22 protein-coding genes and 1 other RNA gene are annotated in these 26083 nt (G+C 69.4%); 21 read left to right on the forward strand and 2 right to left on the reverse strand.

What is annotated here, in order from left to right:
* The first annotated feature begins 97 nt into the window (after positions 1 to 97).
* From cobC to FHX42_RS14090, 16 genes are all read left to right on the forward strand, one after another.
* Positions 98 to 1171 carry an Rv2231c family pyridoxal phosphate-dependent protein CobC gene (cobC, locus tag FHX42_RS14020; RefSeq protein WP_182544698.1) on the forward strand — a complete coding sequence of 358 codons (1074 nt, stop codon included), beginning with the start codon at positions 98 to 100 and terminating at the stop codon, positions 1169 to 1171.
* Positions 1168 to 2028, forward strand: a complete 861-nt coding sequence (locus FHX42_RS14025) for a Nif3-like dinuclear metal center hexameric protein (RefSeq protein WP_182544700.1) — start codon at positions 1168 to 1170, stop codon at positions 2026 to 2028. Before cobC ends, FHX42_RS14025 begins: the two co-directional genes overlap by 4 nt.
* Complete coding sequence (locus tag FHX42_RS14030) at positions 2025 to 2759, forward strand: zinc ribbon domain-containing protein (RefSeq protein ID WP_182544702.1); 735 nt, start codon at positions 2025 to 2027, stop codon at positions 2757 to 2759. The genes FHX42_RS14025 and FHX42_RS14030 overlap by 4 nt, the downstream gene beginning before the upstream one ends.
* 2 nt (positions 2760 to 2761) lie before the next feature.
* Positions 2762 to 3895 (forward strand): bifunctional RNase H/acid phosphatase, encoded by a 1134-nt coding sequence (locus FHX42_RS14035; protein ID WP_182544863.1) that lies wholly within the window; start codon positions 2762 to 2764, stop codon positions 3893 to 3895.
* 183 nt (positions 3896 to 4078) lie between these two features.
* Positions 4079 to 4482, forward strand: an RNA gene (gene rnpB, locus FHX42_RS14040) — RNase P RNA component class A.
* A 632-nt stretch (positions 4483 to 5114) separates the two neighbouring features.
* Positions 5115 to 5402 carry a hypothetical protein gene (locus tag FHX42_RS14045; RefSeq protein ID WP_182544704.1) on the forward strand — a complete coding sequence of 96 codons (288 nt, stop codon included), beginning with the start codon at positions 5115 to 5117 and terminating at the stop codon, positions 5400 to 5402.
* A 6-nt stretch (positions 5403 to 5408) separates the two neighbouring features.
* Positions 5409 to 5969 carry a hypothetical protein gene (locus FHX42_RS26655; RefSeq protein WP_328796115.1) on the forward strand — a complete coding sequence of 187 codons (561 nt, stop codon included), beginning with the start codon at positions 5409 to 5411 and terminating at the stop codon, positions 5967 to 5969.
* Positions 5944 to 8835, forward strand: coding sequence for an ATP-binding protein (locus FHX42_RS14050; RefSeq protein WP_182544706.1), 2892 nt, complete (start codon positions 5944 to 5946; stop codon positions 8833 to 8835). Before FHX42_RS26655 ends, FHX42_RS14050 begins: the two co-directional genes overlap by 26 nt.
* An 11-nt stretch (positions 8836 to 8846) precedes the next feature.
* Positions 8847 to 10823 carry a hypothetical protein gene (locus FHX42_RS14055; RefSeq protein WP_328796116.1) on the forward strand — a complete coding sequence of 659 codons (1977 nt, stop codon included), beginning with the start codon at positions 8847 to 8849 and terminating at the stop codon, positions 10821 to 10823.
* A gap of 33 nt (positions 10824 to 10856) precedes the next feature.
* On the forward strand, positions 10857 to 11462 hold the full coding sequence (locus FHX42_RS14060) for a hypothetical protein (protein WP_182544710.1): 606 nt from the start codon (positions 10857 to 10859) through the stop codon (positions 11460 to 11462).
* A gap of 1 nt (position 11463) precedes the next feature.
* Positions 11464 to 12459 carry a C40 family peptidase gene (locus tag FHX42_RS14065; RefSeq protein ID WP_182544712.1) on the forward strand — a complete coding sequence of 332 codons (996 nt, stop codon included), beginning with the start codon at positions 11464 to 11466 and terminating at the stop codon, positions 12457 to 12459.
* Between the two features lie 142 nt (positions 12460 to 12601).
* Positions 12602 to 13063, forward strand: coding sequence for a hypothetical protein (locus FHX42_RS14070; RefSeq protein ID WP_182544714.1), 462 nt, complete (start codon positions 12602 to 12604; stop codon positions 13061 to 13063).
* Between the two features lie 22 nt (positions 13064 to 13085).
* Positions 13086 to 13322: a hypothetical protein gene (locus tag FHX42_RS14075; protein ID WP_182544716.1), complete on the forward strand. Its 237-nt coding sequence runs from the start codon at positions 13086 to 13088 to the stop codon at positions 13320 to 13322.
* A gap of 6 nt (positions 13323 to 13328) precedes the next feature.
* On the forward strand, positions 13329 to 14789 hold the full coding sequence (locus FHX42_RS14080; protein WP_182544718.1) for an RNB domain-containing ribonuclease: 1461 nt from the start codon (positions 13329 to 13331) through the stop codon (positions 14787 to 14789).
* 65 nt (positions 14790 to 14854) lie between these two features.
* On the forward strand, positions 14855 to 15520 hold the full coding sequence (gene npdG / locus FHX42_RS14085; protein ID WP_328796117.1) for an NADPH-dependent F420 reductase: 666 nt from the start codon (positions 14855 to 14857) through the stop codon (positions 15518 to 15520).
* A 58-nt stretch (positions 15521 to 15578) separates the two neighbouring features.
* Positions 15579 to 16001, forward strand: coding sequence for a DUF4326 domain-containing protein (locus FHX42_RS14090; RefSeq protein WP_182544720.1), 423 nt, complete (start codon positions 15579 to 15581; stop codon positions 15999 to 16001).
* A gap of 162 nt (positions 16002 to 16163) precedes the next feature.
* Here FHX42_RS14090 and panB read toward each other — a convergent pair whose 3' ends face one another.
* A complete protein-coding gene (gene panB / locus FHX42_RS14095) occupies positions 16164 to 17066 on the reverse strand; it encodes a 3-methyl-2-oxobutanoate hydroxymethyltransferase (RefSeq protein WP_182544722.1) in 903 nt (300 codons plus the stop codon).
* Between the two features lie 194 nt (positions 17067 to 17260).
* On the opposite strand from panB, the gene FHX42_RS27435 reads away from it, so the two are divergent.
* Positions 17261 to 17578 carry an arylamine N-acetyltransferase gene (locus FHX42_RS27435; protein ID WP_182544724.1) on the forward strand — a complete coding sequence of 106 codons (318 nt, stop codon included), beginning with the start codon at positions 17261 to 17263 and terminating at the stop codon, positions 17576 to 17578.
* Positions 17579 to 17894: 316 nt separating this feature from the next.
* A complete protein-coding gene (locus FHX42_RS14105) occupies positions 17895 to 18080 on the forward strand; it encodes a hypothetical protein (RefSeq protein WP_182544726.1) in 186 nt (61 codons plus the stop codon).
* 12 nt (positions 18081 to 18092) lie between these two features.
* Here FHX42_RS14105 and FHX42_RS14110 read toward each other — a convergent pair whose 3' ends face one another.
* Entirely contained in the window at positions 18093 to 19856 is a 1764-nt protein-coding gene (locus FHX42_RS14110) for an NAD+ synthase (RefSeq protein ID WP_182544728.1), read from the reverse strand.
* A gap of 83 nt (positions 19857 to 19939) precedes the next feature.
* On the opposite strand from FHX42_RS14110, the gene FHX42_RS14115 reads away from it, so the two are divergent.
* The 3 genes from FHX42_RS14115 to FHX42_RS14125 all read left to right on the forward strand — a co-directional run.
* Positions 19940 to 21517 (forward strand): alpha/beta hydrolase, encoded by a 1578-nt coding sequence (locus FHX42_RS14115; protein ID WP_182544730.1) that lies wholly within the window; start codon positions 19940 to 19942, stop codon positions 21515 to 21517.
* 50 nt (positions 21518 to 21567) lie between these two features.
* Entirely contained in the window at positions 21568 to 22911 is a 1344-nt protein-coding gene (glnA, locus tag FHX42_RS14120; protein WP_182544732.1) for a type I glutamate--ammonia ligase, read from the forward strand.
* 47 nt (positions 22912 to 22958) lie between these two features.
* On the forward strand, positions 22959 to 26083 hold a 3125-nt coding region (locus tag FHX42_RS14125), incomplete at its 3' end, for an FkbM family methyltransferase (RefSeq protein ID WP_182544734.1).

Here is a 26083-nt window from a genome sequence, read left to right on the forward strand (position 1 = left end):
TGCCGAGGGTAGTAGGGGCACACCCGAGAGCGCTCGAGCGCCCAGGGGTCTCCGCCGCTTCGACGGCACCGAGCGACCGGTGTTTAGACTGCTGGGGATGACGAGCCGGGATGATCGGGAACTGCTACGCCATCACGGGGATGTCGACGCCGAACCCGGCCTGCTGGACTTCGCGGTCAACGTCCGGCTGGAGCGCCCGCCGTCGTGGTTGCGGCAGCGCCTGGTCGAAGCCCTCGACCGTCTCGGTCACTACCCCTCCGCCACCGAGGACCTGGCAGCGCGCACGGCGATCGCGGCCAGACACGGTCGTGATCCCGGTGAGGTGCTTCCGCTGGCCGGTGCCGCCGAGGGGTTCGCGCTGTTGCCGACGCTGCGTCCGCGGCTGGCGGCGGTGGTGCACCCCTCGTTCACCGAACCGGAGTTCGCGCTGCGCGGTGCCGGTGTCCCGGTGACCCGGGTGCAGCTGGACCCGGCGGACGGATACCGGATCCGGGTGGAGGCCGTCCCGGACGAGGCCGATCTGGTCGTGCTCGGCAACCCGACCAATCCGACCTCGGTACTGCACCCGGCCGAGGCACTCGCCGAGCTCGCCCGGCCCGGACGGGTGCTTGTGGTCGACGAGGCCTTCGCCGACGCCGTTCCGGGGGAGCCCGAGTCGTTGACCACCACTGAGCTGCCGGGTCTGCTGGTTCTGCGCAGTCTGACCAAGATGTGGGGCCTTCCCGGACTGCGGGCCGGTTACGCGCTGGGTGATCCGGAGCTGCTCGCGCGCCTGGCCCACGCCCGCCCGCACTGGCCGTTGGGCACGCTCGCGCTGGAAGCGATCGATGCCTGCTGCGCGCCCTCGGCGCTGGCCGAGGCCGACGAGGCCGCCGCGCGGATCGCCTCCCATCGCGATGCGTTCGCCGCCGACCTCGGGGCGCTGCCCGGTGTGGAGGTGCGCGGTCCGGCCGCGGCTCCGTTCCTGCTGTTGCGGGTCCCCGGCGGCGCCGAGGTTCGGGAGCGTCTGCGGCAGCGCGGCATCGCGGTGCGGCGGGGTGACACTTTCCCCGGCTTGGACACCGATCACATGCGGGTCTCGGTGCGCGCGCCGGAGGACAACGCGGTCCTGGTCGAGACCCTGCACGAGATTCTCGAATCGACACCGACGGACAGCGGGGTACGAGTGTGACTCCACAGGTACAGGACGTGGTCGCGGCCCTGGAGAACGCCTATCCGCCGAACCTGGCCGAGCCCTGGGACGCGGTCGGTCTCGTCTGCGGGGATCCCCAGGCGGCGGTGCAGCGTGTGCTGTTCTGCGTGGATCCCGTCGAGACGACCGTGGACGCGGCCATCGACTTCGGCGCACAGCTGCTGGTCGCGCATCATCCGTTGCTGCTCCGTGGGGTCCACGGAGTGCCCTCGGACGACCCCAAGGGACGCCTGGTGCACCGGTTGATCCGTTCGGGCATCGCGCTGTTCTGCGCGCACACCAACGCCGACAGCGCCGATCCCGGCGTCTCCGATGCGCTCGCCGGGGCGATCGGGATGACGGTGACGGGGCCGTTGGTGCCCCATGCCGAAGGCGCGCGCACGGGCCTGGGGCGCATCGGAGTGCTGCCGGAGCCCGAACCGTTCGGCGACTTCGTCCGGAGGGTGGCGGACAGCGTGCCCACGACCGCTTGGGGAGTGCGCGGAGCGGGGGATCCGGACCGCCCGATCTCGTCGGTGGCCGTCTGTGGTGGTTCGGGCGACTCCCATCTGAGCACCGCCACCGCGGCCGGGGTGGACGCCTTCGTCACCGCGGATCTGCGGCACCATCCCGCCGGGGATCACCTCGCGCAGGAGGACGTTCCGGGCAGACGAGCACCGGCCCTGGTCGACGTCGCACACTGGGCGAGTGAGTGGCCCTGGTGTCAGCAGGCCGCCGACACCGTGGCCGCGACATTGCCGGATACTGTGGAGGTTCTTGTCTCCACTCGTCGCACCGATCCCTGGACCACCCACGTCTTCGGTGCGACCACCGATCTCGGGAGGACGCCCGCGTGAAAGCCGATCCCGCCGTTCAACACAGGTTGCTCGAACTCGCCGAGGTGGATGCCGAACTCAACCGGATCCACCACCGCCGCCGGACATTGCCCGAACTGGAGGAGATCGGTCGGGCCGAGCGTGATCTGCGGGAGAAACGGGATTCCCTGGTGACGGCCCAGACCGCGCTCGATGATCTCGACCGGGAGATCAAGCGACTGGAGACCGAGGTCGAGCAGGTCCGTGCGCGGGAGGAACGCGATCGCAAGCTGCTGGACTCCACCGGATCGTCGAAGCAGCTGGAGGACCTGCAACACGAGCTGAGCACGTTGTCGCGGCGCCAGGAGGCGCTGGAGGACGACATGCTGGAGGTCATGGAGCGCCGCGAGGCGCAGGAGGCCAACGTCACCCACGCGCGCGAGGAGGTCGCCACCGCCGAGACCACCCTGGAGGACGCGCAGGGTCGTCGCGACGAGGCGTTGGCCGACCTGGACACCTCCGAGGCCAAGCGTGACGCCGAGCGCGCCGCGTTCATCGCCAACCTGCCCCAGGACCTGCTTTCGATCTACGACCGGATTCGTCAGCAGCGGGGCACGGGAGCGGGTCTGCTGCGGGGCAGCAGGTGCGGAGCCTGCAGGATCGAGCTGGACCGCACCGCGCTGACCCGCGTGCGCGAGGCACAGGCCGATGAAGTGGTGCGCTGTGAGGAGTGCGGTGCGATCCTGGTGCGTACTCGGGAGTCCGGACAGTGAGCATGCGGGTCGTCGTCGAGGCGGACGGGGGATCGCGGGGTAACCCCGGGCCCGCCGGGTTCGGTGCTGTGGTCTGGGACTCCAGCGGACGGGTGCTGGCCGAGCGCTCCGAAGGACTGGGATCGGCGACGAACAACGTCGCCGAGTACGAGGGGCTCATCGCCGGACTGCGGGCGGCCGTCGAACTCGGGGCCACCGAGGCCGACGTCCGGCTGGACTCCAAGCTCGTGGTCGAGCAGATGTCGGGTCGCTGGCGGGTCAAGCACGCCAGCCTGCAACCGCTGGCTCGGCGGGCGACTGAGCTGGTCGGCCGCCTGGAGCGTGTGCGGTTCGAATGGATTCCGCGGGCGCGCAACGAGCACGCCGATCGCCTGGCCAACGAGGCGATGGACGAGCAGGCGGGGCTCGGAAAGCCGCGGGAACCCGAACAGCCGCCGGCCGAGACCGCCGCGCGGACGGAAACGACCGCTCCCGCCGCGTCGTCGACGTGGACCGGGGCGATGGGAGCTCCGACCCGCCTCGTCCTGGTGCGCCACGGCCAGACCGCGATGTCGGTGGATCGTCGCTACTCCGGGCGCGGAGACGTGGAGCTGACCCCGTTGGGAGAGCAGCAGGCCGTGGCCGCCGCCAAGCGGGTGGCCGCGCTGGAGGGAGTGGTCACCGCCGAGGGCGCCGCACCGGTGATCACGTCCCCGCTGTCGCGGGCACAGCAGACGGCGCGGGCCGTCGTGGAGGCCACGGGGGCGGAGCTACGGACGCACGAGGGGCTGCTGGAGACGGACTTCGGTGCCTGGGAGGGACTGACCTTCTCCGAGGCGGCGGAGCAGTACACCGACCTGCATCGCCGGTGGTTGGGGGACCCGAGCGTCGACCCGCCGCGGGGGGAGAGCCTGCAGGCGGTCTTCGAGCGAGTCGCTTCGGTGCAGCGCGAGCTCGTGGAACAGTACGCGGGTCGGACGGTCGTCATCGTCAGTCACGTGACTCCGATCAAGGCGATGTTGCGGCTCGGGCTGGACGTGGGGCCCACGCTGTTCTACCGGCTGCACCTGGATCTGGCCTCGGTATCCCTCGTGGAGTTCTACCCCGACGGCAACGCCTCGGTCCGGCTCGTCAACGACACTTCCCACCTGGGCTGAGGTCGACCGGCCGCGCCCGGTCCCGTCTCGTGCCTGCCTGCCTGCCTCCGTGGCGTGGGTCCGGCCCGTGGTGGAGCCACTCGGTTCCGTTCGCCCCGAAGCGGATGCTCCGTGCGTCGACCCCGCCGGGGTGAACCGGTGGTACTTGCCCCGAGCTGAGCGCAGTACAATGCGTGAAGCGGACGAGCCGGCCGGGCGACCGCGGCAGCGCGGGCCTAGCCCGCGCGGTCGAGGAAAGTCCGGACTCCACAGGGCAGGGCGGTTGCCAACAGCAACCCGGGGAGACCCGCGGGAAAGTGCCACAGAAAACAGACCGCCCGGCGTGAGCCGGGTAAGGGTGAAACGGTGGTGCAAGAGACCACCAGCACCCCGGGTGACCGGGGTGGCTCGGTAAACCCCGCCCGGAGCAAGGTCAAGAGGGCACCGTGCTTTCGGTGCCTGCGCAGGTGTTCGAGGGTGGCCCGCCCGAGACCTGCGGGTGGACCGCTGGAGCCCGTCGGTGACGGCGGGCCAAGATGGATGGTCGCCGAGTGGGTGCGCCGCGAGGCCCCCACGAACAGGATCCGGCTTACAGGCCGACTCGTCCGCTCCTTCGCTCCGCCGTGGCTCGCCGGTGCGCGAGCCCGGCGTCCGGGCGTTCGTGCCGACCGGAGCTGTCCGGACGAATTTCACCCGTTTGCGAGTACATCCGAGTTTCCCGAATCGTGGGAGACGACCCGGCCTCGCGATCGCGCGCCGAGACCCTTTGTGCTGGTGTGAGCTTTCCACCTGCTGTGACATTCGCTTCCCCCGTAGAAACGGGGTGTCTCCGGCCGCTAGCCTTGCTGTCGAATATCATGATCAATTAGTGGGATCGACGTGGGCGCCGCGGACTTCACGGCCGTGTGATCCGGTTCGGCGCATCATGGCAGTGGCAGCGAGCACGCACTCGTCACTCAGAAGTGCACGGTGTGTGACGAAAGGACGGCGAGTGGGTGAGTAAAAGCGTGTTTCCGAGGATCGATTGGCAACGCACTTTCACTCTCCGTATTGAATCGTCTCTCGCATTCCTCGTCGGACCTCCACGACGCATGGCAAGCTGTCCGGTGGCGTACGACACCCCGCCCACAACCACTACAGCTCGTGACCGACTCATGTTCTACTCGTATCGCACGCCGGGAGCGCCCCGGCGGGCCGAGGCACCGACCCGACAGCACTTCTCGTACTCAGGGACACCGTGATGACCGCCGTACCGCTGGACTCGTTGGCACAACTGGACGTCTTGGCACAAGCCGATCTCAACACCGTCGGGCTGCGGGGCTGGATCATCAACAACCTGCTGCCACTGCTGCTGTTGACAGTGGCCCTGTTGTTGCTCTGGCTCGGTGGCGGCAAGGGGGACAACGCCGGTGTCATGCGCCGCGTCGGTGGCGTCTTCGTCGCCCTGGCGATCGTCGGCCTGGCCGTCAGCGGAGCCGGTGTGGACATCGGTACGTTCATCGCCGGTCTGTTCAGCAGCAGCGGGTGATCGCCAGTGCGAGTACGCACCGACGACGAGGTGTATCGGGTCGACGCGGTCTGGCTCGGGCCGCCGAAGGCCACGTTTCCGTGGCGCGCGCGCTACGTGGCCTGGGGCGTGGGAGCCATGGTCTTCCTCGTCGTGCTGGCCGTCGAGCGCCGGATGAACATCGGTTTCGGTTTCTTCTCCACCGCCTGGGCCGTGGTCATCACGATCGCGGTGACTCGCCTCATCTGCTCCCGAATCACACACGAACGGCCGCTGAGCGCGGTCATGGTGATGTGGTTGCGTGAACTCTCGGCCCCGAGGGAGACGGTGCGTGCCAGGGGTGGCGCTGCCAGTGCGGCACGAGTCCGGATAAGTCAACAGCGACCACGCCCCAAGCAGGCGAGACGGTCCGGTAAGCCGCGGCGGTCCGGCCGCGCGAAACGGTCCACACAGTCACAGTCCACACGGGGCGGCGGCACCAGCCGGTCCCCGAGCCGCTCCCGGCGGCCTGCCGAGGGAACCAGGTCCGCCGGCAGGAGCCCACACAGCAAGGAGGTTCGCGGTGTTCGGTCGCGGGCGAGGTCGTGAGCGAGACTCGCAGCCGGTCTCGGGGCAACCACATCGCGCTGCCGCCCAGTATTCGACGGCGAAGAAGAAGGGCAAGCGCAAGGAACGCAAGCGTTCCGGTGAGCAGGCGGTCCCGTCCTACACGCCTTCGATCGCGGCGCGTTCCATCGACGGTCACCTGCTGCGCACCGGCCAGGACGTCTTCGCCTGGTACCGGCTTTCCCCGCAGCGGTGGTCGTTCCGATCGGACTCGCAGCGCCAAGACCTGATCACCGCCATCGCGGGGCAGTACTCGGAGTTGCAGGGCAGGTGGATGCACCTGCGAGTGACCAACCGGCCCTACCCGATCCGGATGTGGGCCGAGGCCCACGTGTACAACGCTCGTAATCAGCTGCCGGACGTGCCGGGCGCGCTCACCTTCGACGACTACATGGTCGGAGAGCAGCAGCAGCTCATGGGTCGGTCGATGGCCGAGAAGGAGGTCTATCTCGGTGTCCAGGTGCAGACCCGCACCGTCATGGACCGGGCCGTGGAAAGCGCCGCCCCGCTGTTGCGCAAGGTGCTGCCGGAGGCCGTCGAGGCCGAACTCGTCGCCCTGGACAGCGAGATCGAGCACCTGGACCAGGTGATCGGCTCCGCCGGACTGGACGGGCGCCCGGTCACCGCCGAGGAGGTCTCGTGGCTGATGCACCGATCCTGCTCGCTCGGTCTGCCCGCCCCGCGCAACCTCCCCGCCGTGCCCGGAGCACCGTGGGAACCGGAAGACCTCGCCTCGTTCACCGACGCCGCGGACATGCACCAGGAGCCCTACGCGCCGACGGTGACGGTGCGGGGGCGCACCGGCTCCAACGCGGGCGTCAGTCGCAACGTCGCGGTGCTGACCCTGGGGCAGTCGCACGGCTTGCAGATCCCGGAGGTCGACGACCCGTGGATGCAGCATTCGGACCGCCTGCCCGCTCCGGTCGAGTGGTCGGCACGCATCTACGTGCGTCGCCCCGAGGACGTCGGTGGCGAACTGCAACGCCAGATGAACAAGGTGCGCTCGCAGGTCCGGCACTACACCGAGGAGCACGGCCTGGAGCCGCCGACGTCGTTGGCTCGCCAGGCCGGACGGGTCCTGGAGATCGACGACGAGATGACCTCCGGGTTCACGGCGCTGGCCACCCGGGTGCGGTCGTGGTGGCGAATGGCGGTGTCCGGTCCCACCGAGCGTGACGCGTTGAGGCTGGCCCAGCAGATCCTCGAGATGTACAAGCCGAAGATCGCCATCGAGCACCCGGAAGCCCAGTACTCGTTGGCGCGGGAGTTCATCCCCGGCGAGCAATTGGCCTCCGCGGCGTACATGCGGCGTGGTTCGGTCGTGTGGGCGGCTTCGGCCATCCCCCAGGCCACCGCGGAAGTGGGGGACCGCAGGGGCGTGCTGCTCGGGGAGACCTGCACGGCCACGCGCCGGCCGGTGGCCTGGGACCCGTGGATGTCCCAGGAGGTGCGGGACTCCTCGGGACTGACCGCTCTGGTCGCGGGCCTGGGGGGTGGCAAGTCCTTCCTGGGGGGAGGGCTGGTCTACAAGACCCTGCGCGCCGGGGCGAACTGGACGATCCTGGACCCGTCCGGACCGTTGGCCGAACTGTGCAAGCTGCCGGAGCTGCGTCCGTACGCGCGACCGATCAACCTGCTCAACGCCCAGCCCGGCATCCTCAACCCGTACCGGGTGGTGGCCGAACCGGAACTGGAGCACTTCGTCGACGAGGACGACCCCGAGCGCAGCTGGCGGCGCGAGCGTGCGCTGGCCGCGGCGACCCGGCGCCGGCTCGTCCTGGACGTGCTCACCGGCCTGCTGCCCTACGAGGTCTCCCGGATGCCGCAGACCCGGATCGTGCTGTTGCGTGCCGTTCGCGCCGTGGGAGGTCAGGCCGACGCGCATCCGGGCATGGTGTTCGAGGCGTTGCGCCGCGACGCCAGTGAGCATCACGAGCACGCCGTGGTGGTGGCCGACTTCCTCGACGAGATCCGCGAGCGGATGTCGCTGCTGATACCGGAAGCCGACGCCGACCCGTACTCGCAGACCCGTGAGGACCGGCTGACCGTGCTGACGATGGCAGGTCTGACCCTGCCCAAGGACGGTTCCGGGCGTGAGCACTGGACCGACAGCGAGGCACTCGGCGTGCAGCTGCTCAACCTGGCGGCTTGGCTGACACAGCGCTCGGTGTACGAACGCCCCAAGGAAGAGCGCAAGGGCGTGTGGATCGACGAGGCGTTCTTCCTCTCGGAGGTTCCGACCGGCCGGGTGCTGATGAACCGGTTCGCCAGGGACTCCCGGAAGTGGAACGTGCGGGTGCTGTTGTCCAGCCAGATCCCCGCCGACTTCCTCCGCATCGAGGGGTTCGTGTCGCTGCTCGACTCGGTGTTCGTGGGACGTCTCGACGACGAGCAGGCTCAGTCCGACGCCCTGCGCCTGCTGAAGGTTCCCGTCGATGCCGGCTACGAGCAGGTCGTCTCGGCCCTGGGGCGCAGGCCGGGGCCGGCCCGGAACAACACCGAGCGGGACCGGTCGCCGCGGCAGTTCATCTTCGGTGACGGTGCCAGCGGCGTGGAGCGCATTCGCATCGACTTCGGTGGGCCGCACCTGGAACACATGCGCAACGCGCTGGACACGACTCCGCAGGGCCGTCCGGATGAGTCGGAGGTCAGTGCCGAGGCGGCACCCGGCCGTACGGCCAACTCCGATTCTCCCGCGCCCGGAGAGCTCGACCACCCGGACGAGCTCGACGAGTTCGGTGAGTGGGAGCTGGAAGCCGCCGCACTCGGCCAGGACGAGCAACCCGCGACTTCATACGGAGCCGGGAACAACGGGCATCGGGGCGACGACACGCGAGGAGTTTCCTGACCGTGTGGGCCGTGACGTTGGTGTTGGGACTCGCCGCCGTGTTCGTGGTGCTGCGGCGGCGAGCGAAGAGTCGCCGCGAGTACACCGGTGCGGCACGCAGGCGCGGCCCACTGCTGATCGTCACCGCCCTGCTCGGGATGCAGGCGGCGCTGGGCGCTCCCGCCATCGCCCAGCCCATGAACTGCGGGGAACCGCCGGTCCCGGAACGTCCGGGAGCCGGCATGGTCGGTGCTCTCGATCCGTCCGAGTCCGGCGACGGTCAGTCGGGCAGCCCCTACGACATGTACGGCTACGCCGGTCAGGTCTGGCACACCTACGACCTCGGTTGCGGCCCGCAGGGGATGACCCACCCCAACGCGATGGTCGACACCTGGATCGGCAATCAGCTGTTCAACGTGGGCAAGACCATGGTCGCGGCCACCAACGGTCTGCACTACACGTTGGCCGACGGCAACATCCTGGGCCAGCTCGACGACGTCGTCGCGAGCGGAACCGTGGCGCTGTACGACAGCGTGTTCGCCCCCTGGTTCGGACTGGTCGCCCTGCTGCTGGCCGTGGTGCTGTTCCGCTACATCTGGCAGGGCGACCTGGCCACGATCGGCAAGCGCGGTATGTGGGCGCTGGCCGCGCTCTGGTTCGCCTCGGCCACTTATCTGACCCCGCTGGCCTACACCCACGCCCTGGACGGGATGTTGATCAGCGCCACCTCCGCCGTGCAGGGCGGTTTCCTGAGGGAGGTGGGGGTCGACGAGCGCGATGCGTTGCCCACCCTGCTGCACAACGAGGTCGTCTACAGCAACTGGTTGCGGGGCGAGTTCGCTCGCCCCGACTCCGACGAAGCCGATCAGCTGGGGCGGGAGCTGTTGGCGGCTCAAGCGTGGACCAAGTCCGAGGCAGCCGCCGGGGAAGAGGCTCCCACGGTCGATGAGAAGCAGCAGGCCTTCAAGGAAGTCGCGGCCAAGATGAGCGAGGATTCCTACAGACACCTCCAGGGACTCAGCGGAAGTCGTATCGGCGCCGGGACGCTGGCGATGACTCAGGGACTGGCCTACACCTCGTTCCAGCTGCTGGCCAAGGCCGCGATTCTGCTCGCCCAGTTGATGCTGAGGATACTGATCCTGGCGGGGCCGCTGATCGGACTCGTCGCGCTGCTGTACCACGAGGTACTGCGTTCGGTGGGACGGATCGCGGGGGCGGCCATGCTCAACGTGATCGTGATCTCGGCGATGGCCGGGATCCACACTCTCGTGCTGAACTGGGTCTTCAACCCGACGCGCCCCTTCAGCCCGCTCACCCAGATCCTGCTGGCCGGATTGCTGACGATCATGTTCCTGATGATCGGAAAGCCGTTCCGGCGCATGGGGCAGATGATCGAGCTGTCGGCCGGGTCCGTGGGCGGTGCGATGCCCCGGGTGCCTCCCGGGGTGTTCTCGCGCTTCCGCGGTGGCCGAAAGGAGCAGCCGTCCAGCCCGCAGGACGAGTTCTGGGAGCAGGTGAAGTCCTCGGATTCCGAGGACACCACCACGTCGCGCGGCACCGGAGCCAGGCGCCGCGAGCGTCCGGAGTCCGAGGCGCCCTCCGTCGTGGCCACGGCCCGGCGCATGGACAACGAGACGGCTCGAAGAGAGCTGCCCTCCGGTCCGCCGCCCGCGGGAAGCGGTACGGACTCGGCGGCTCCGTCCGGCGACGCGAGCAGTCGGCAGCGTCCCGGTGCGGTGCGCAACGGTGGTAACGCGTTGCCGGAGGCGAGCAGCCGCGTGGTCGACACCTCCCCCGTTTCCGTGGCCTCGTGGGACACCCACGACGAGGACCCCGTGCTGGTGCCGTCCAGAACGGGTGGCCCCGCCGGTGGTGGTCCCGCCGGTGGTGGTCCGTCCGAGCCCAGCGTCCCGTGGCCGGCACGGCGGAAGGACTCCGAGGTGGTAGCCGGGCGGCCGGTCCAGGTCCTCTACCGGCCGTCGCGAGGTCTGGAGGTCGCCGATGAATGACCGCCGTCGTCCGAGCAGGACCGGGAGGTAACGATGCCGATCCGGACCCATCGGGGTCGCGCCGCGGTGTATCGCCGATTGTGGGGCTGGCCGCTGCGCTCGCCCAAGCACCTGATCGTCGCGGTCGTGCTCTTCGTGGCCGCTGCCAGCGGTGTGGGGCTGCTGCTTCCGGAGCCCCCGCAGGGCAGCGCCGCTCGGGAGGAGGGCCGGGGCGTCGGTTCCACGCGAATCTCGGACGGATCCCCGACGGAGTCCGCATCGAGCACCTCCTCCCTCGAGTCCTCGCCCCCGTCCATCTCGGTGCCCACGGAATCGCCGAAACAGGCACCGCCGAACCCGGACGGTCTGGCCACCGTCGAAGCCTGGGGCAAGCAGTGGATCAAGCACGCACCGGGGACCACCAGCAGCCAGTGGCTGGAGCGGTTGAAGCCTTACACCACTCCCGAGTTCATCACCCAGATGGCCACGATCAACCCGGCCAACATCGCGGCGACGAAGATCACCGGGCCGGTCACCGCGACCTCCTCCACGGCCACCGCCATGCGGGTTCGGCTACCGACCGACGCGGGGGTCATCGAGGTCCGGGTCGTCGACACCGATCAGGGGTGGCGAGTCGCCAACTACGAGAAGGTGGCCTGAGATGCGCAAACTCGTGCTCGCGCTGGTGGTGCTGCTGGGCTTCGGCGGGCTGGTCGGCGTGGGTGCCGTCACCGGTCTGCTGGCGGGCATGGGTGGTCGTCAGGGGCAGAGCTGGTCGCAGTGCAGCAGCGGTCTCGGTCCCTGGGGCAACGCCACCGTCAAGGGCAAGCGCGCGGCCAAGACGTTGAGCGCGGAGTCCCGGCGGATCTCCAAGCGGATCATCAGCATCGGCAAGGAGCGGGACCTTCCCCCGCGTGCCTGGCAGATCGCCATCCAGGCGGGCGAGACAGAGTCGAACCTGCGCAACGTCCGTCACGGCGACCGCGATTCGCTGGGCGTGTTCCAGATGCGGCCCTCTCAGGGCTGGGGCAGTCCCGCCGAGGTCACCGACGTCGAGTACGCGATCAACAAGTTCTACGACGTGCTGGTGGAGGTCGAGGGCTGGAAGGAGATGCGGCCGGGTGAGGCCGCCCAGGCGGTCGAACGTTCGGCCTTTCCCGACCGGTACCACGAAGCGCAGGCCATGTCCGCGCACCTGGTCAGCACCGTCGGTAACGTCAGCAGCTTCAGCGGCTGCGAACAGCTGTCCTCGACGAGCGCGTTGGCCGCCAAGACCATCTCCTACGCGGAGAACCAGATCGGTAAGCCCTACGTCTGGGGCGCGGCCGGCCCGCACTCCTTCGACTGCTCCGGGCTCGTCCAGCAGGCGTGGGCCGCCGCCGGGGTCCAGATCCCGAAGTACTCCCAGACCCAGTACGCCCAGGCGGGCAAACACGTACCGCTGGAGCAGGCGCAGCCGGGGGACCTGGTGTTCTGGGGGACCGGGCGGAACCCGGGCGCGATTCACCACGTGGCGCTGTACGTGGGGAACAACAAGATCATCCAGGCTCCGCAGCCGGGTGAGACAGTGGAGCGCACCGAGCTCTGGGACGGCGGCGAGCTGCTGCCGACGGTGGTGCGCCCCGTCCCCGACGAGGCCGCGCGGGACTCGAAGTGATCCGGTGACGACGCGCCCGGCGACGGGACGCCACGTTTCCCGCCCGAGCGGCGAGAATGTTTCGTGTCCGGTGATCCGTCGCGCTCGTGCCGGTGGCCGAACAGCCGACGGCGATGCCCGCACACCTGCAGGAGGATTGAGGATGTTCACCCCGAATCCCATTCCGCGTCCGAGCGGTCCGCCCGCGTCGAGCACACCACTCGGGGACTACCTCTCCGAGGCGAGCCACGGCGTCGACAGCGGTTACGCGGTGCTGCCCCGCTCGCTGGCGGAATCCATGCCACTGCCGTGGCAGCAACACATGCGCCAACTGCTCGAGGAGTTCCACCAGGCTTTCGGGCACCTGCGGTGGCCGATCTACCAGGTCGTCCCCTCCCGCTACGAACTGCTCACCGATCTCGACGACGACCAGCTGGCCGAGGTGGGATGCACCGTCGAGGTCGGCGACAGCGGTGAGCTGGAGTACCGGTGGCGGGACGGTCGGACGGTGGAGAACCCGGAGACCAAGCAGGTGCTGGTCTCCTGCATGGACCCGATCCCGCATCGGGGATCCGGTGGTGGCCAGGGTCAGCAGCCGGCTCCGGCACCGCCCCCCACCTGGTGAGTTCCTCCTTCCGCCTCGTGACATGCGCGTGCGGGCATGGCAGGCTCGGGTCATGGACCCGAACGGCTGGTACTTCTGCCTACAGCATCGCGAAGTCGAGTCCGGTGCCGGTTGTCGCTCGGTCGATCGGTTGGGTCCCTACCCCGACGCCGGTACCGCCGCGCAGGCCCTCGAAATAGCCCGGCAGCGCACCAAGGCCGCCGACGAGGCCGAGCGACGTTGGGACGAGACCGGACGAGGCCGGGACGAGGAGGACTGAATCCTCATGGCGGCGGCGTGCGGACCACAGGATGGTGCCGGTGCTGTCGCCGTCGGGCAGGGCGCCGGACCGGACTTCTCGGCCGTGCGCGCGGAGTTGGGGCTGCCCGGGGAGTTCTCGTTCGCGAGCCTGAGCGAGGCGGAGCGGGTCGTGGTCGATCCCGCCTTCACGGACGTGCGCGTGGACGCCACCGACCTGGCGATGGTCACCGTGGACCCGCCGGGCTCCAAGGACCTCGACCAGGCCGTGCTGCTGGAACGTCGTGGCCGCCGGGGTTATCGAATCCATTACGCCATCGCCGATGTCGCGGCCTTCGTCCCGCCCGGTGGAGCCCTCGACGTCGAGACGCACCGCCGCGGTCAGACGCTCTACCTCCCCGACGGCACCGTGCCGCTGCACCCGACGTTGTTGTCCGAGGGCGCCGCCAGTCTGCTGCCCGAGCAGACCCGGCCCGCCGTGCTGTGGAGACTCGACCTCGACGGTGACGGTGTCCCGGTACGGGTCGACGTACGGCGTGCCTGGGTGCGTTCGGTGGCCCAACTCGACTACGAGGGGCTGCAGCGATCGCTGGCTCTCGGGACCCCGTCCCCGGCGGTGGCGTTGCTGCCCGAGGTGGGCGAACTCCGCAGGGAACAGGCGGTTCGCCGTGGGGCGATCGAGCTCGGGCTGCCCGAGCAGCAGGTGAACCCGGACGGGGACGAGGGCTGGTCGCTGACGTTGCGGCCCCGGTTGCGACTGGAGGCCTACAACGCCGAGATCTCCCTGATGACCGGAATGTGCGCGGCGGAGATGATGTGCTCGTCCGGGATCGGAGTACTGCGTACGGTCCCCGATCCGGAACCGGGGACGATCGAAGTGCTGCGCAGGTCGGCGGCCCGGTTGGGACTGGACTGGCCGTCCTCGGTCGGCCCCGCCGAGTTCCTCGCCGGCATCGATCCGGCTCGTCCCGACGCCCTGGCACTGCACGTGGCGGCCATCCGGTTGCTTCGGGGCGCGGGATACACCTCTTTCGAGGACGGTGCGCCCGGAAAGACCCGCCACGCCGGTATCGGTGCCGCTTATGCGCACGTCACGGCGCCCCTGCGGCGCCTCGTGGACCGGTACGGAGCCGAGGTGTGCCTGGCCGTCGACGCGGGGCGGGACGTACCGGAGTGGGTGAGTACGGCGTTACCGCAGTTGCCCTCCGTCATGGGGGGGTCCGACCGGGTCGCGACCCAGGTGGAGCGGGCGTGCATCGCCCAGGCGCAGTCCTGGACCCTGACCGGCCACATCGGCGAGGAGTACGTCGCCACCGTGCTGCGTGCCGAGGGGGACGGTGGCGAGGTCTTCGTGGCCGATCCGCCGGTGATCGCGCCGTGCCGGGGCGACGGCCTCGAGGAGGGACGGCGGGTGCGTGTGCGCCTGTTCGAAGCCGATCCCGTCCGGCGTGCCGTCGCGTTCGAAGTGGTGGCCCCCACACCGCTGTGATCTGGCGTATTCGCCGTCGGCCCCTGATCGTGGAGGAGACGAGGAATTCGACGAAAGGGGCCGGTGTGACTGGCGTGCGGGAGATGACGATCGGTGTGCTGGGAGGCACCGGAGCGCAGGGCAGGGGACTGGCCGTGCGGTGGGCTCAGGCGGGGTTGCGGGTGGTGATCGGTTCCCGCTCCGCGGAGCGGGCGCAGCAGGCGGCCGCGGAGATCACCGAGACCGTCGGCGGCGAGGTATCGGGACTGGACAATTCCGGCTGCGCGGCGGAGGCCGACATCGTGCTGGCGGCCCTGCCGTGGGACGCCCACGAGGAAACGCTGCGCTCGCTGAGCGAGGAGCTGAAGAACAAGATCGTCGTGGACTGCGTGAATCCGCTCGGCTTCGACAAGAAGGGGCCTTACGCGCTGCAGGTCCCGGAGGGGAGCGCTGCCCAGCAGGCCGAGCAGCTGCTGCCGGAGTCACGGGTCACCGCGGCGTTCCACCACGTCTCCTCGGTCACGCTCGCCGACCCCGCCGTCACCCACGTCGATCTCGACGTCCTCGTCCTCGGCGACGACCGCGAGGCCACCGACGTGGTTCGGGAACTGGCCGACGTGGTCCCGGGAGTGCGCGGCATCTACGGTGGTCGGCTGCGCAACGCCCACCAGGTGGAGGCCCTGACGGCCAACGTCATCGCCATCAACCGCCGCTACAAGGCGCACGCGGGCATCCGGGTCACCGACGTGTGATGACGTGGCGAGCCGGGCACTTTCGTGGGGGAAACCCGCGAACGTGAGGTGAGCTGCTGTGGTGAAGCGGAGCGACGAACTTCCCGACGAGGCCGGCAAGTGGACCGACGACGAACGGCGACGGGCCGAGCAGGTGCTCGACGGTCACGTGACGGTGGTCAACGTCCGTAAAAGCGGTCCGCACAAGCACTTGGTGCCGTGGTTGGTCTCGCGGGGACTCGTGCACTACGTCGGCAAGGCGGGAGAGCGGCACTCCTGGCCCGGTTCGGACTTCGCCAATCCGTTCGTCGCCGAGGCCAAGTCCGACCGGGACAAGATGGTGCGCGACTACGAGCAGTGGCTCGACGAGCAGCCGGAGCTGGTCCGACGAGTCAAGGAGGGCGAGCTCAACAACCGTGCGCTCGGCTGCTGGTGCGCTCCCGAACCCTGCCACGCCGATGTCCTGGCGCAACGAGCCGAACAGTCCGGATCCCGGAAGTGAGCCTCACTCCGTTTCGGTCGGTGACGAGTGAGGAACCTTCGCCCCCGGGGAGGCGACGAAATCGCTTTTCGTCGCCCCCGAGCGCCGGCGTGTGCCCGGTTCTCGTGTTCCCGGAGCTGCCGGGCGGTTTCTTCCGGAAGCGGGTGATACCGGTTGTCGGCGTCAGTCGAAGCTGTGCTCCGGAGCGGGGAAGGCCCCGTCGCGCACGTCGGCGGCGAAGGCGCTCGCGGCCTCGGAGAGCATGCCGCCGAGGTCGGCGTAGCGCTTGACGAAGCGGGCGGTGTGTCCGGTGTTCATCCCGGCCATGTCGGTCCACACCAGCACCTGGGCGTCGCAGTCCGGACCGGCGCCGATGCCCACCGTCGGGATTCGCAGCTCGGAGGTGACCCGCTTGGCGGCCTGCCCCGAGACCATCTCCAGCACCACGGAGAACGCACCGGCCTGCTGGAGCGCGAGCGCGTCCGCGAGCAACTCCTCCCCCCGCTCACCCCGTGCCTGCACGCGGTAGCCTCCGAGTCCGTGCTCGCTCTGCGGGGTGAAGCCGATGTGTCCCATCACCGGGATTCCCGCCGACACCAGCGCCTCGACGTGAGCGGCGTAGCGGCGTCCGCCCTCCAGCTTCACCGCGTGCGCACCGGCCTTCATGAAGCGCACCGCCGTTTCCAGCGCCTGCTCGGGCGAGGCCTGGTAGGAGCCGAACGGCAGGTCGGCGACCACGAGGGCGTGTTCGACCGAGCGCGCCACGGCGCGGGTCAGCGGCAGCAGCTCCTCGACCGTGATCGGCAGGGAGGAGTCGTAACCGTAGACGTTGTTGGCGGCCGAGTCCCCCACGAGCAGTACCGGAATCCCGGCCTCGTCGAAGATCCGGGCGCTGTACATGTCGTAGGAGGTCAGCATCGGCCAGGCCGTGCCGCTCTCCTTGAACTGCTGAAGGTGGTGCACCCGTACTCGCCGCCGCGGCGGGGGCGAGCCGTAGGGGGCGGTTTCGGTGCCGGGGCTTTGGGCGTGGGGATCGCCGGTACTCCGCGTCGCCGGTGCGGCGGTGGAGTGGTTTTCCGAACTCATCTCGTCGACCATCCTTTTCCTCGCGGCCCATCGGGCGGGTCCACGGGCTAGCTACGGATGCTTACGACACCAGCGTGGCACGGTCGCGCAGCGACGGGGACACCTTCCGACGCACGTCACACCGGGACCTGGCGGTGGGGCGCCGCGTGCTTTCCCGAGCACGGTGTGTTGACTTCGAGCGCGCTGGAAGGGCGATGGTCGCTCGCACGAGCATTCCGACACGGCGAACGACCGAAAACGACGAGTGGGACATCGCCGCGGTCGATGTCGAGGCCTACCTCGAGCGCATCGACCATCCCCGCGTGTCGCCCTCGACCGAGGCGCTACGTTCCCTGCACGAGGCACACGTGCGGACCATCCCCTTCGAGAACATCGACGTGGTCCTCGGCCGACACCCCGGGCTGGAGCCGCATGGCGCGGGTGAAGCTGCAGCGAGCGGTGGACTACGAGGTCGCCCACCACTACACCGCGACCCACCGTTCAGGAAGTGCGTGAAAGCGTGCACTTCCTGAGTTGCGTATTGCTACGCAACGTTGGCCACACAGGTGGTGTGGTCTTCCCGGGGCGATGCCCGGTGCCAGCGCGGCTGGTCTTACGTGGGTTTCCAGCGGGCTTGTTTTCCGTCCCGGCGCGACTCTCCGTGAGCGCCAGCACGATGCTGGACTTGATCAGCTCCCCGGTGAGACGACTTGGTTTTCGCCGTCCTCCGGGTTCCTTCGAGTCGAAGGTTGACCGGGTCCACGTGGAAGGACACGGACAGGCACGTTCCAGCGCAGAACCCCGAACGGTGCTCGCCCCCACTCGTCGTTCAGGGGAAAACCGGTGGTCATGCGGCTCGATGACGCGGTCAGTCGTCGCCTCGTCGGTGACGAACTCACCGTGGAACACGCTTCGGGGCGCACCGAGCGCACACACGTCCCGCCCGAGCACCTGGAAGACACCCTTCGCGGGCTCGTCCTCGTCCTCGTCCTCGGCACCGCGGAGCTGGACGCGCTGCGCGCCCGGATCGGCTGAACGGTCCCGCGGCTACGGACGTACCTCGCGCCAGCGGTTGGTGACGGGGAGGCGGCGGTCGCGGCCGAAGGCCTTGAAGGAGATCTTGGTGCCCGGCGGGTACTGTCGCCGCTTGTACTCGGCCCGGTCCACCATCTGCAGGATCCGCTCGACGAGCTCGGCGTCGAACCCGGCCGCGATGAGATCGGCGTACCCGCGATCACCCTCCACGTAACCGTCCAGCACCTCGTCCAGGAGCTCGTACGGTGGCAGCGAGTCGGTGTCGACCTGATCGGGACGCAGCTCGGCGGACGGAGCCTTGCTGATCGAGTTCTCCGGAATGGGGGGCGTCTCGCCCTGCTTTTCCGCCTCGGCGTTGCGCCACGTCGCCAGCCGCCACACCAGGGTCTTGGGGACGTCCTTGATCGGTGCGAAACCGCCCACCGAGTCACCGTAGAGGGTGGAGTAGCCCACCGCTAGCTCGGTCTTGTTGCCCGGGGCGAGAACCAGGTGCCCGTGCTGGTTGGACAGCGCCATCAGCGTGGTGCCCCGGCAACGGGCCTGCACGTTCTCCTCGGCCACACCGGTGAGTCCGAGCTGGCGCACGAAAACCGAGACCATGTCCGCGATCGGGTGCACCTCGAAGTGGCACCCCAGCCTGCGGGCGAGCTCGGCGGCGTCGGACCGTGAGTGCTCGGTGGAGTACTTCGACGGCAGGGACACGCCGTGCAGGGCGTCCGCGCCGAGGGCGTCGGCGCACAGCGCCGCGCAGATCGCCGAGTCGATGCCGCCGGAGAAACCGAAGGTCACCGAGGGGAAACCGTTCTTGTGCGCGTAATCGCGCAAGCCCGTGACCAGTGCCCACCACACCTCGGACTCCTCCGACAGCGGCTCGGCCTCCGGGGGCGGCGGCAGCGGCTCGTAGGAGGGCAGCGGGTCCGGGGCCACCGTGATCCGCCGGACGTCGAAGGCGGGCAGGCGCGGAGTGACGAAGGCGTCCTCGTCCGCTTCGGGCTCGGTGATTTCGGTGGCGGTGTGGCCACCGGCCACCAGGTCCATGTCCAGCACCATCAGGTGCTCGACGAAACGCGGCGCTCGAGTCAGCAGCTCGCCCTCGGCGGTGGTGACCATCGAGTTGCCGTCGAAGACGAGCTCGTCCTGCGCACCGACGAGATTGACGTAAGCCATGGGGGAGCCCGCCTCGGCGGCGCGCTGCTTGACCAGGGGCATGCGCTGGTCGTCCTTGGTCAGCTCGTAGGGCGACCCGTTGATGCACACCACGGCGTCCACCCCCACCTGGCCCAGCGCGGCGACAGGGCCGCCGTTGCGCCAGATGTCCTCGCAGATCACCACGCCGATGTCCAACCCGTGCAGCCGCACGATCGGCAGTTCGTGGCCCGGTGCGAAGTAGCGGGCCTCGTCGAAGACCCCGTAGTTGGGGAGGTGGTGCTTGTAGTAGGTCGCCACGATCTCGCCGCCGTAGAGCAGCGAGGCCGCGTTGCGCACACCGGTGTCGTCGTGGTCGAGATGCCCCACGACGACGAGAGCGTCTCCGCATCCGGTTTCACGCAGCCGCCGGGCCAGTGCGTCGATCTCCGCCCGGTTGGCCGCCGCGAACGACTTGCGAAGGGCCAGGTCCTCGACCGGGTATCCGGGCAGCACCATCTCCGGGAAGGCCACCAGGTTGGCGCCCTCTCGCACGGCCTTGCGAGTCCATTCCAGGACCATCGAGCTGTTTCCGGTGATGTCACCGGCGCAGGGGTTGACCTGTGCCAGAGCGATGCGCAGCTGAGGCATTGCTCCATTCTCCCGCAGTCGCGCCGCGTGCGTCGGGAGGGTCGGCTCGGAGTGTCGTGCCGATCCCGTGCCATGATCCACGAGTGACTCGCCTGCTGACGGTCCTGGGCGCACTCGTTCTGGTGGGTGCCGTGGCCTGCGCTCCGACATCACAGCCACCGCCGCTGCAACCGCACACCGAGCAAAACGGGCCGGTGGGGCCGGTACCGGCCGGCTTGGAGCGCTATTACGGTCAGTCACTGGAATGGGGGCCCTGCGCCGAGTACGCCACGACTCCCCGAACCCGGTCGGCCTACCGGAACCGGCGGCTGGAGTGCACCCGGCTGACGGTGCCGATGGACTACTCCGAGCCGCGGGGCAGGAGCCTCACCCTCGGCGTGCTGCGCAAACCGGCCGGCCAACCTTCGCGGCGGGTCGGTTCGCTGGTGGTCAACCCGGGTGGGCCGGGAGCCTCCGGCATGACGATGGCGGCCGGACTGAGCGGCACCGTGGCGGGTACCGAACTCGGCCGCCGCTTCGGTCTGGTCGGTTTCGATCCTCGCGGTATCGGCGCCAGCCTGCCCCGGGTGAACTGTCTGACCGCGGACGGACGGGATGCCGAACGACTGGACTCCGACGCCAACACCTCACCGTCGGCCGTGGCCAGGACCGAAAGCGAGAACCGCGCCTACGCCGCCCGGTGTGCACGGCGAAGCGGTACCGAGCTGCTCGCCAACATGGGAACCCGTGACGTCGCCAAGGACATGGACGTGCTGCGCTCCGCGCTCGGCGACGAGAAGCTGACCTACCTCGGGTACTCCTACGGCACTCGTATCGGCGCGGAGTACGCCGAGCAGTTCCCCGGCAACGTGCGTGCGATGGTGCTCGACGGCGCTATCGACCCCAAGCAGGACACCGTGCAATCCATGGTCGCGCAGGCCGCCGGTTTCCAGCGGGCTTTCGACGCGTTCGCGGCCTGGTGCGCCCCGCGGGCCAGCTGCGCCCTCGGCGACGATCCCTCCCGAGCGGTCGGGGTCTACCAGCGGCTCACCCGTCCGCTGGTGAGACGGCCCGTCCCCACGGCGGGAGACCGGAGGCTGTCCTACTCGGGCGCCACCACCGCCACCATCCAGGCCCTGTACTCCCCGAGCACGTGGCCACGCCTCAACGACGGGCTCCTCCAACTGGAGCGGGGCAACGGGCAGATCCTGCTGGGCCTGGCCGACTCCTACTACGGGCGGGCCGACAACGGTCAGTACTCCGGTATCACCGACTCCTTCGACGCGGTGCGCTGCGTCGACGATCCGCGCATCACCGACAGGGCCAGGAAGCGGGAGGCCGACCGCCGCTACCGGCGAGCGGCTCCGTTCCTGGACGACGGGTACCCGCCGAGCGGTGCGCGCGGCCCGTGCGCCTTCTGGCCCGCACCGGTGACCGGTGACACCGTTCCGCCCGACCCAGCGAAGCTGCCACCCACGCTCGTCCTCTCGACCACGGGCGATCCCGCCACTCCCCACGAAGCCGGAGTTCGGCTCGCGAAGACCCTCGGCGGCCGGTTGTTGACCTTCCGGGGAACCCGGCACACGGTGTTCCTCCGGGGAAATTCGTGCGTGGACGACGCGGGGATCCGCTATCTCGTGGACCTGAAGCTTCCCCCGGAAGGAACCCGCTGCGGAAGTTGATCACGGGGCGCGCACGGGTGGTGCCCGGTCGGAGGATTTAGGCTGCGGGTATGAACCGTCAGCAGGAGTTCGTACTCCGTACCTTGGAGGAACGCGACATCCGCTTCGTGCGGCTCTGGTTCACCGACGTCCTCGGCATCCTCAAGTCGGTGGCGATCTCGCCGGCCGAGCTGGAAGGAGCCTTTGCCGAGGGCATCGGTTTCGACGGCTCGGCGATCGAGGGATTCTCCCGGATCTACGAGTCGGACATGGTCGCCAAGCCCGATCCCTCCACGTTCCAGGTGCTTCCCTGGGAGACCTCCGACGGCGCGCACTACTCGGCGCGCATGCTCTGCGACATCGTGATGCCCGACGGGTCACCGTGCTGGGCCGATCCGAGGCACGTCCTGCGCCGCACGCTCTCGCGGGCCACGGAGGCGGGCTTCACCTGCTACGTGCATCCGGAGATCGAGTTCTTCCTGCTCAAAAACCTTCCCACCGACGGCAGCGAACCGTCCCCCGCCGACTCCGGCGGCTACTTCGACCAGGCCAGCCACGACACCGCCCCGCACTTTCGCCGCAACGCCATCGAGACCCTGGAGGCGATGGGGATCTCGGTGGAATTCAGCCATCACGAGGGGGCGCCCGGCCAGCAGGAGATCGACCTGCGCTACGCCGACGCACTGACGATGGCCGACAACGTGATGACGTTCCGCTACGTCGTCAAGGAGGTCGCGCTGACCCAGGGAGTGCGCGCCTCGTTCATGCCCAAGCCGTTCAGCACCCAACCCGGCTCGGGGATGCACACCCACGTCAGTCTGTTCGAGGGCGACCAGAACGCCTTCTACCACCCCGAGGACCCCTTCGAACTCTCCGAGACGGGGCGTGCCTTCGTGGCGGGTGTGCTGTACCACGCCAGGGAGATCAGCGCCGTCACCAACCAGTGGGTGAACTCCTACAAGCGCCTCGTCGTCGGGGGCGAGGCTCCGACGGCCGTGTGCTGGGGTCACGCCAACCGTTCCGCGTTGGTGCGGGTACCGATGTACTCGCCGGGCAAGTCCACCTCGCGACGGGTGGAGCTGCGCAACCTCGACACCGCCTGCAACCCCTACCTCGCCTACGCGGTGAGTCTGGCCGCGGGCCTGCGTGGAGTGGAGAAGGGCTACGAACTGCCCCCGGCGACCGAGGACGACGTGTGGTCGCTCACCGAGAGCGAACGCAAGGCGGCCGGGTACGCGAGTCTGCCGCAGAACCTCAACGAGGCTCTCGCCGAGATGGAGTCCTCCGAACTGCTCGCCGAGACACTCGGTGAGCACGTTTTCGACTTCTTCCTGCGCAACAAGCGTGACGAGTGGAACTCCTACCGCAGTCACGTCACCCCCTACGAGTTGCGGACCCTCATGCCGATGTTGTGAGCAGCGGGGAGTGCCTCCGGTCAGCGCTCAACGGTAAGTTCGGGATCGTGACTGACCCCCGGACTCCCCCCGAACCGTTCGACGAGTCGACCCCTCCGGAGGCCTCCCCCCACTCCGGTGCCACCCATCCCGTGCCGGAGGACCCCGACGAACCCGGGTGGCCCTCCGAAACCCCCGACACATCCGAGACCGAGCGGATGGACACGACCGATCCCGCCACGGTGCTGGTCGGCTGCACGGTCGTGTCCCGGGACCAGATCCCCGCCGCGCGGGTACTTCGGGACTCCTTTCTGGCCGGTCACGCCGGCGCACGGTTCATCACCCTGCTGATGGACCATCCGGACGCGCTCGACGAGCGGGAGCGCGCCGAGTTCCTGACACCGATGGACATCGGGGTGGACGCGGTCGAGTTCGCCCGGTTGGCGCTGGCGTGCACGGCCGAGCAGCTTCGCGGGGTGATCCGCCCCCGGTTGCTCACGAACCTGCTGGAGTCGGGAGCGACCGTCCTGTACCTGGACCCCTCGGTGCGGGTCTTCGCCGGATTCGGCGACATCGTCTCCGAAGTGACGCCGCAGCGTCCCGTCGCCCTGGTGCCGCGCGTGCTGCGCCCGCTGTTCCGGGACGGCCTGCGTCCCAGCACCACAGACCTGGCGGAAGCGGGGACCTTCGACTCGAGCATGGTCGTGGTCGGTCCGGGAGCCGAGCGGTTCCTGGCCCTGTGGGCGGAGCAGGTGCGGGCCGATCCGGCCGGAGGGGGCGACTTCCTGGAGGGAGCACCGGCCCTGGTGGATCACCACGTCCTGCGCGATCCCGGTGTGGGGCTGTCGGCGTTCAACGCCGCCCAGCGTGAGCTGGAGGCCTCGCCCGCGGGGGGGTACACGGTGGACGGCACCGCGCTGCGCAGTGTGCACTTCACAGGTTTCGAGCCACAGCGGCCCTGGTTGTTCTCGGCGAACTACGCGGACCGCCCCCGGGTGCTGCTATCGGAGAACCCCCTGTTGGCGCGGTTGTGCGCCGCTTACCGCAACGCCCTCGTCATGGCCGGATACACGGCGGAGCAACCGCACGCCTTCCGCGCGCTACCCGACGGTTTCGTCATCCCGGACGCGTTGCGCGGTGAGTACCTGAGTTGCTGGCTCAGTGCCGAGCAGACCGGCGAACCCGTACCGGTCAGCCCCTTCGAACCGCGGGAGCACGATCCCGTGGAGGCGTTCCTGGACTGGGCGTGCGCTCCGGCCGGCGAGTGGCAGCGGGCCGCGGGAGCATCCCGCTGGACCGCGGCGGTGTGGGCCGACGACGCGCTGTTGCAGCGGGACTACCCGGACCCGTTCGGGGCGGACGCCACCTCCTTCCGCGAATGGTGCATCGGGGTGGGCACGACGAACCTGCGGGTACCTCAGCAAGCCGTGCGGCACCCCTCCGGCGAAGGCCGGACACCGCTGGTCGACCAACTCGGCGTGGCCGTCCTCGGTACTGGGCGAGTCGCGGAGCTCCTGCGCGTGGCGGTACGTGCCTCCGGCCTTCCCTCGGCGGACACACCCTCCTACCCGGTGGTCGTGCGCTGCGACTTCGACCAGCCGGTACCGGCAGGACGGCACCTGATCGACGTCCTGCCCACGGGGGAGCACAGCCCCCGGCACGCCGCGACCGAGACATGGGCGTTGTCCGAAACCGGTCGTCAGGCGGTGCGCCGTGCCGGGTACCCCGCACCACGGGTGATCACCCTGCCGCTGCCGGACCGGGGACAGATCGAGCTGGCCTCCCGCAAGGGCGCACGCGCGCAGTGCGGTCTCTCGGACGAGTTCGTCATCGGTTCCTTCGCCGACCACTCCGACGAGCACCGGGGCAACGTGCTCGGCCTGGTGAACGCGTTCTTCGCCGCTTTCGAGGGGCGCACGGACGTACGCCTGCTCATCGGGGTGCGCGGCGCCGAAGCGCATCCGGAGGCCGCGGAGCGGCTACGGCTGGCCACGACCGCCGACACCCGGGTCCTGCTCGTCGAGCACGACGAGCAGGACGATGTCGTGCTCGCGGCGTGCGACTGCGTCGTGTCGCTCCATCGCCCCGGCGACGGATCGGGTGGTGACTATTACGCCCTGGGACTGCTCGAAGCGGCCGCCAGGGGAGTGCCCGTGATGGCCGGTGACCACGGCGCCGTTTCCGAACTGCTCGGCGACCAGGGAGCCCGGCTGGTGCCGTGCCTGGGGGCGGGAGAACCGGACATCGACCGGGCCGCCGCCCTCCTGACCGAGGCCGCCGACGCTCCGGACGACATCGCCGAGTTCGGCCTGCGGGCGCGGGAACACCTGCTGGCCGGGCACAGTGCCGCGCGCACCGGGGAAGGGCTGCGTGACCGGGTCGAGCACGCCTACCGAAGCTGGCGGACCAAGTGGTCCGGTGATCACCAGTCCCAGCAGGACGACCCGTTGCGTCCGTTGTCGGTCGCTCGGCACGCGCTGCACCGTTCTCCGGACGTGAGCGTCGGTGGACGTAACGCGATGGCTCCCGCCCTGCGCAAGGCGGTGCTCAAGGCTCTCGGGCACTACGACGAACACATCCGCGACATCCTGGGTTCCCTGGTGGACGGCGTGGAGCGCACGGCGGCGGAGCTGTTGCGCCGTCAGCACGAGGCCGGTGGTGAAGGTGACACCGAGTCGTTGCACGCCGAGTTGACCCGGCTCACCCACCGGCAGGAGCAGCTCGACGCTCAGCTCGAAAGCGTCCGGGACGAGACCCTGCGGACGCGAAGCGAGCTGGTCGGTCAGAACCGCAGGCTGGACGAGATCGAGCGGCAGGTGCCCGATCACGCCGAGGACGACGGGCGGATCGACGCGCTCGGCGAACGAGTGGACCGACTGGCCGCGGTGGTCGAACGGACCCTCGACCGGATGGAGACCCTGGACGAGAAACTGGCCGAGTCGAACCGCGCCCAACAACAGCGGGTCGATACGGAGCTGCGCACCGCGAGTCATGACGCGGCCCACGCGCTGCGTCAGACAGACGTCCTGCGACGGATCCTGCTGCGCGAGCACGAGCGCGGTGCCGGAGCCGAGGACGACACGAGCAAGCCCGTGGTCTGCGATGCCGGCTTGTTGCGACTCCCGGCCGACGACACGCGAATGCTGCCGTGGTTGTCCTCCCACGTTTCCTGGGACGCCGAAGTGTCGGCTTT

It is taken from the genome of Halosaccharopolyspora lacisalsi, assembly GCF_014137975.1.
Lineage (GTDB): Bacteria > Actinomycetota > Actinomycetes > Mycobacteriales > Pseudonocardiaceae > Halosaccharopolyspora > Halosaccharopolyspora lacisalsi.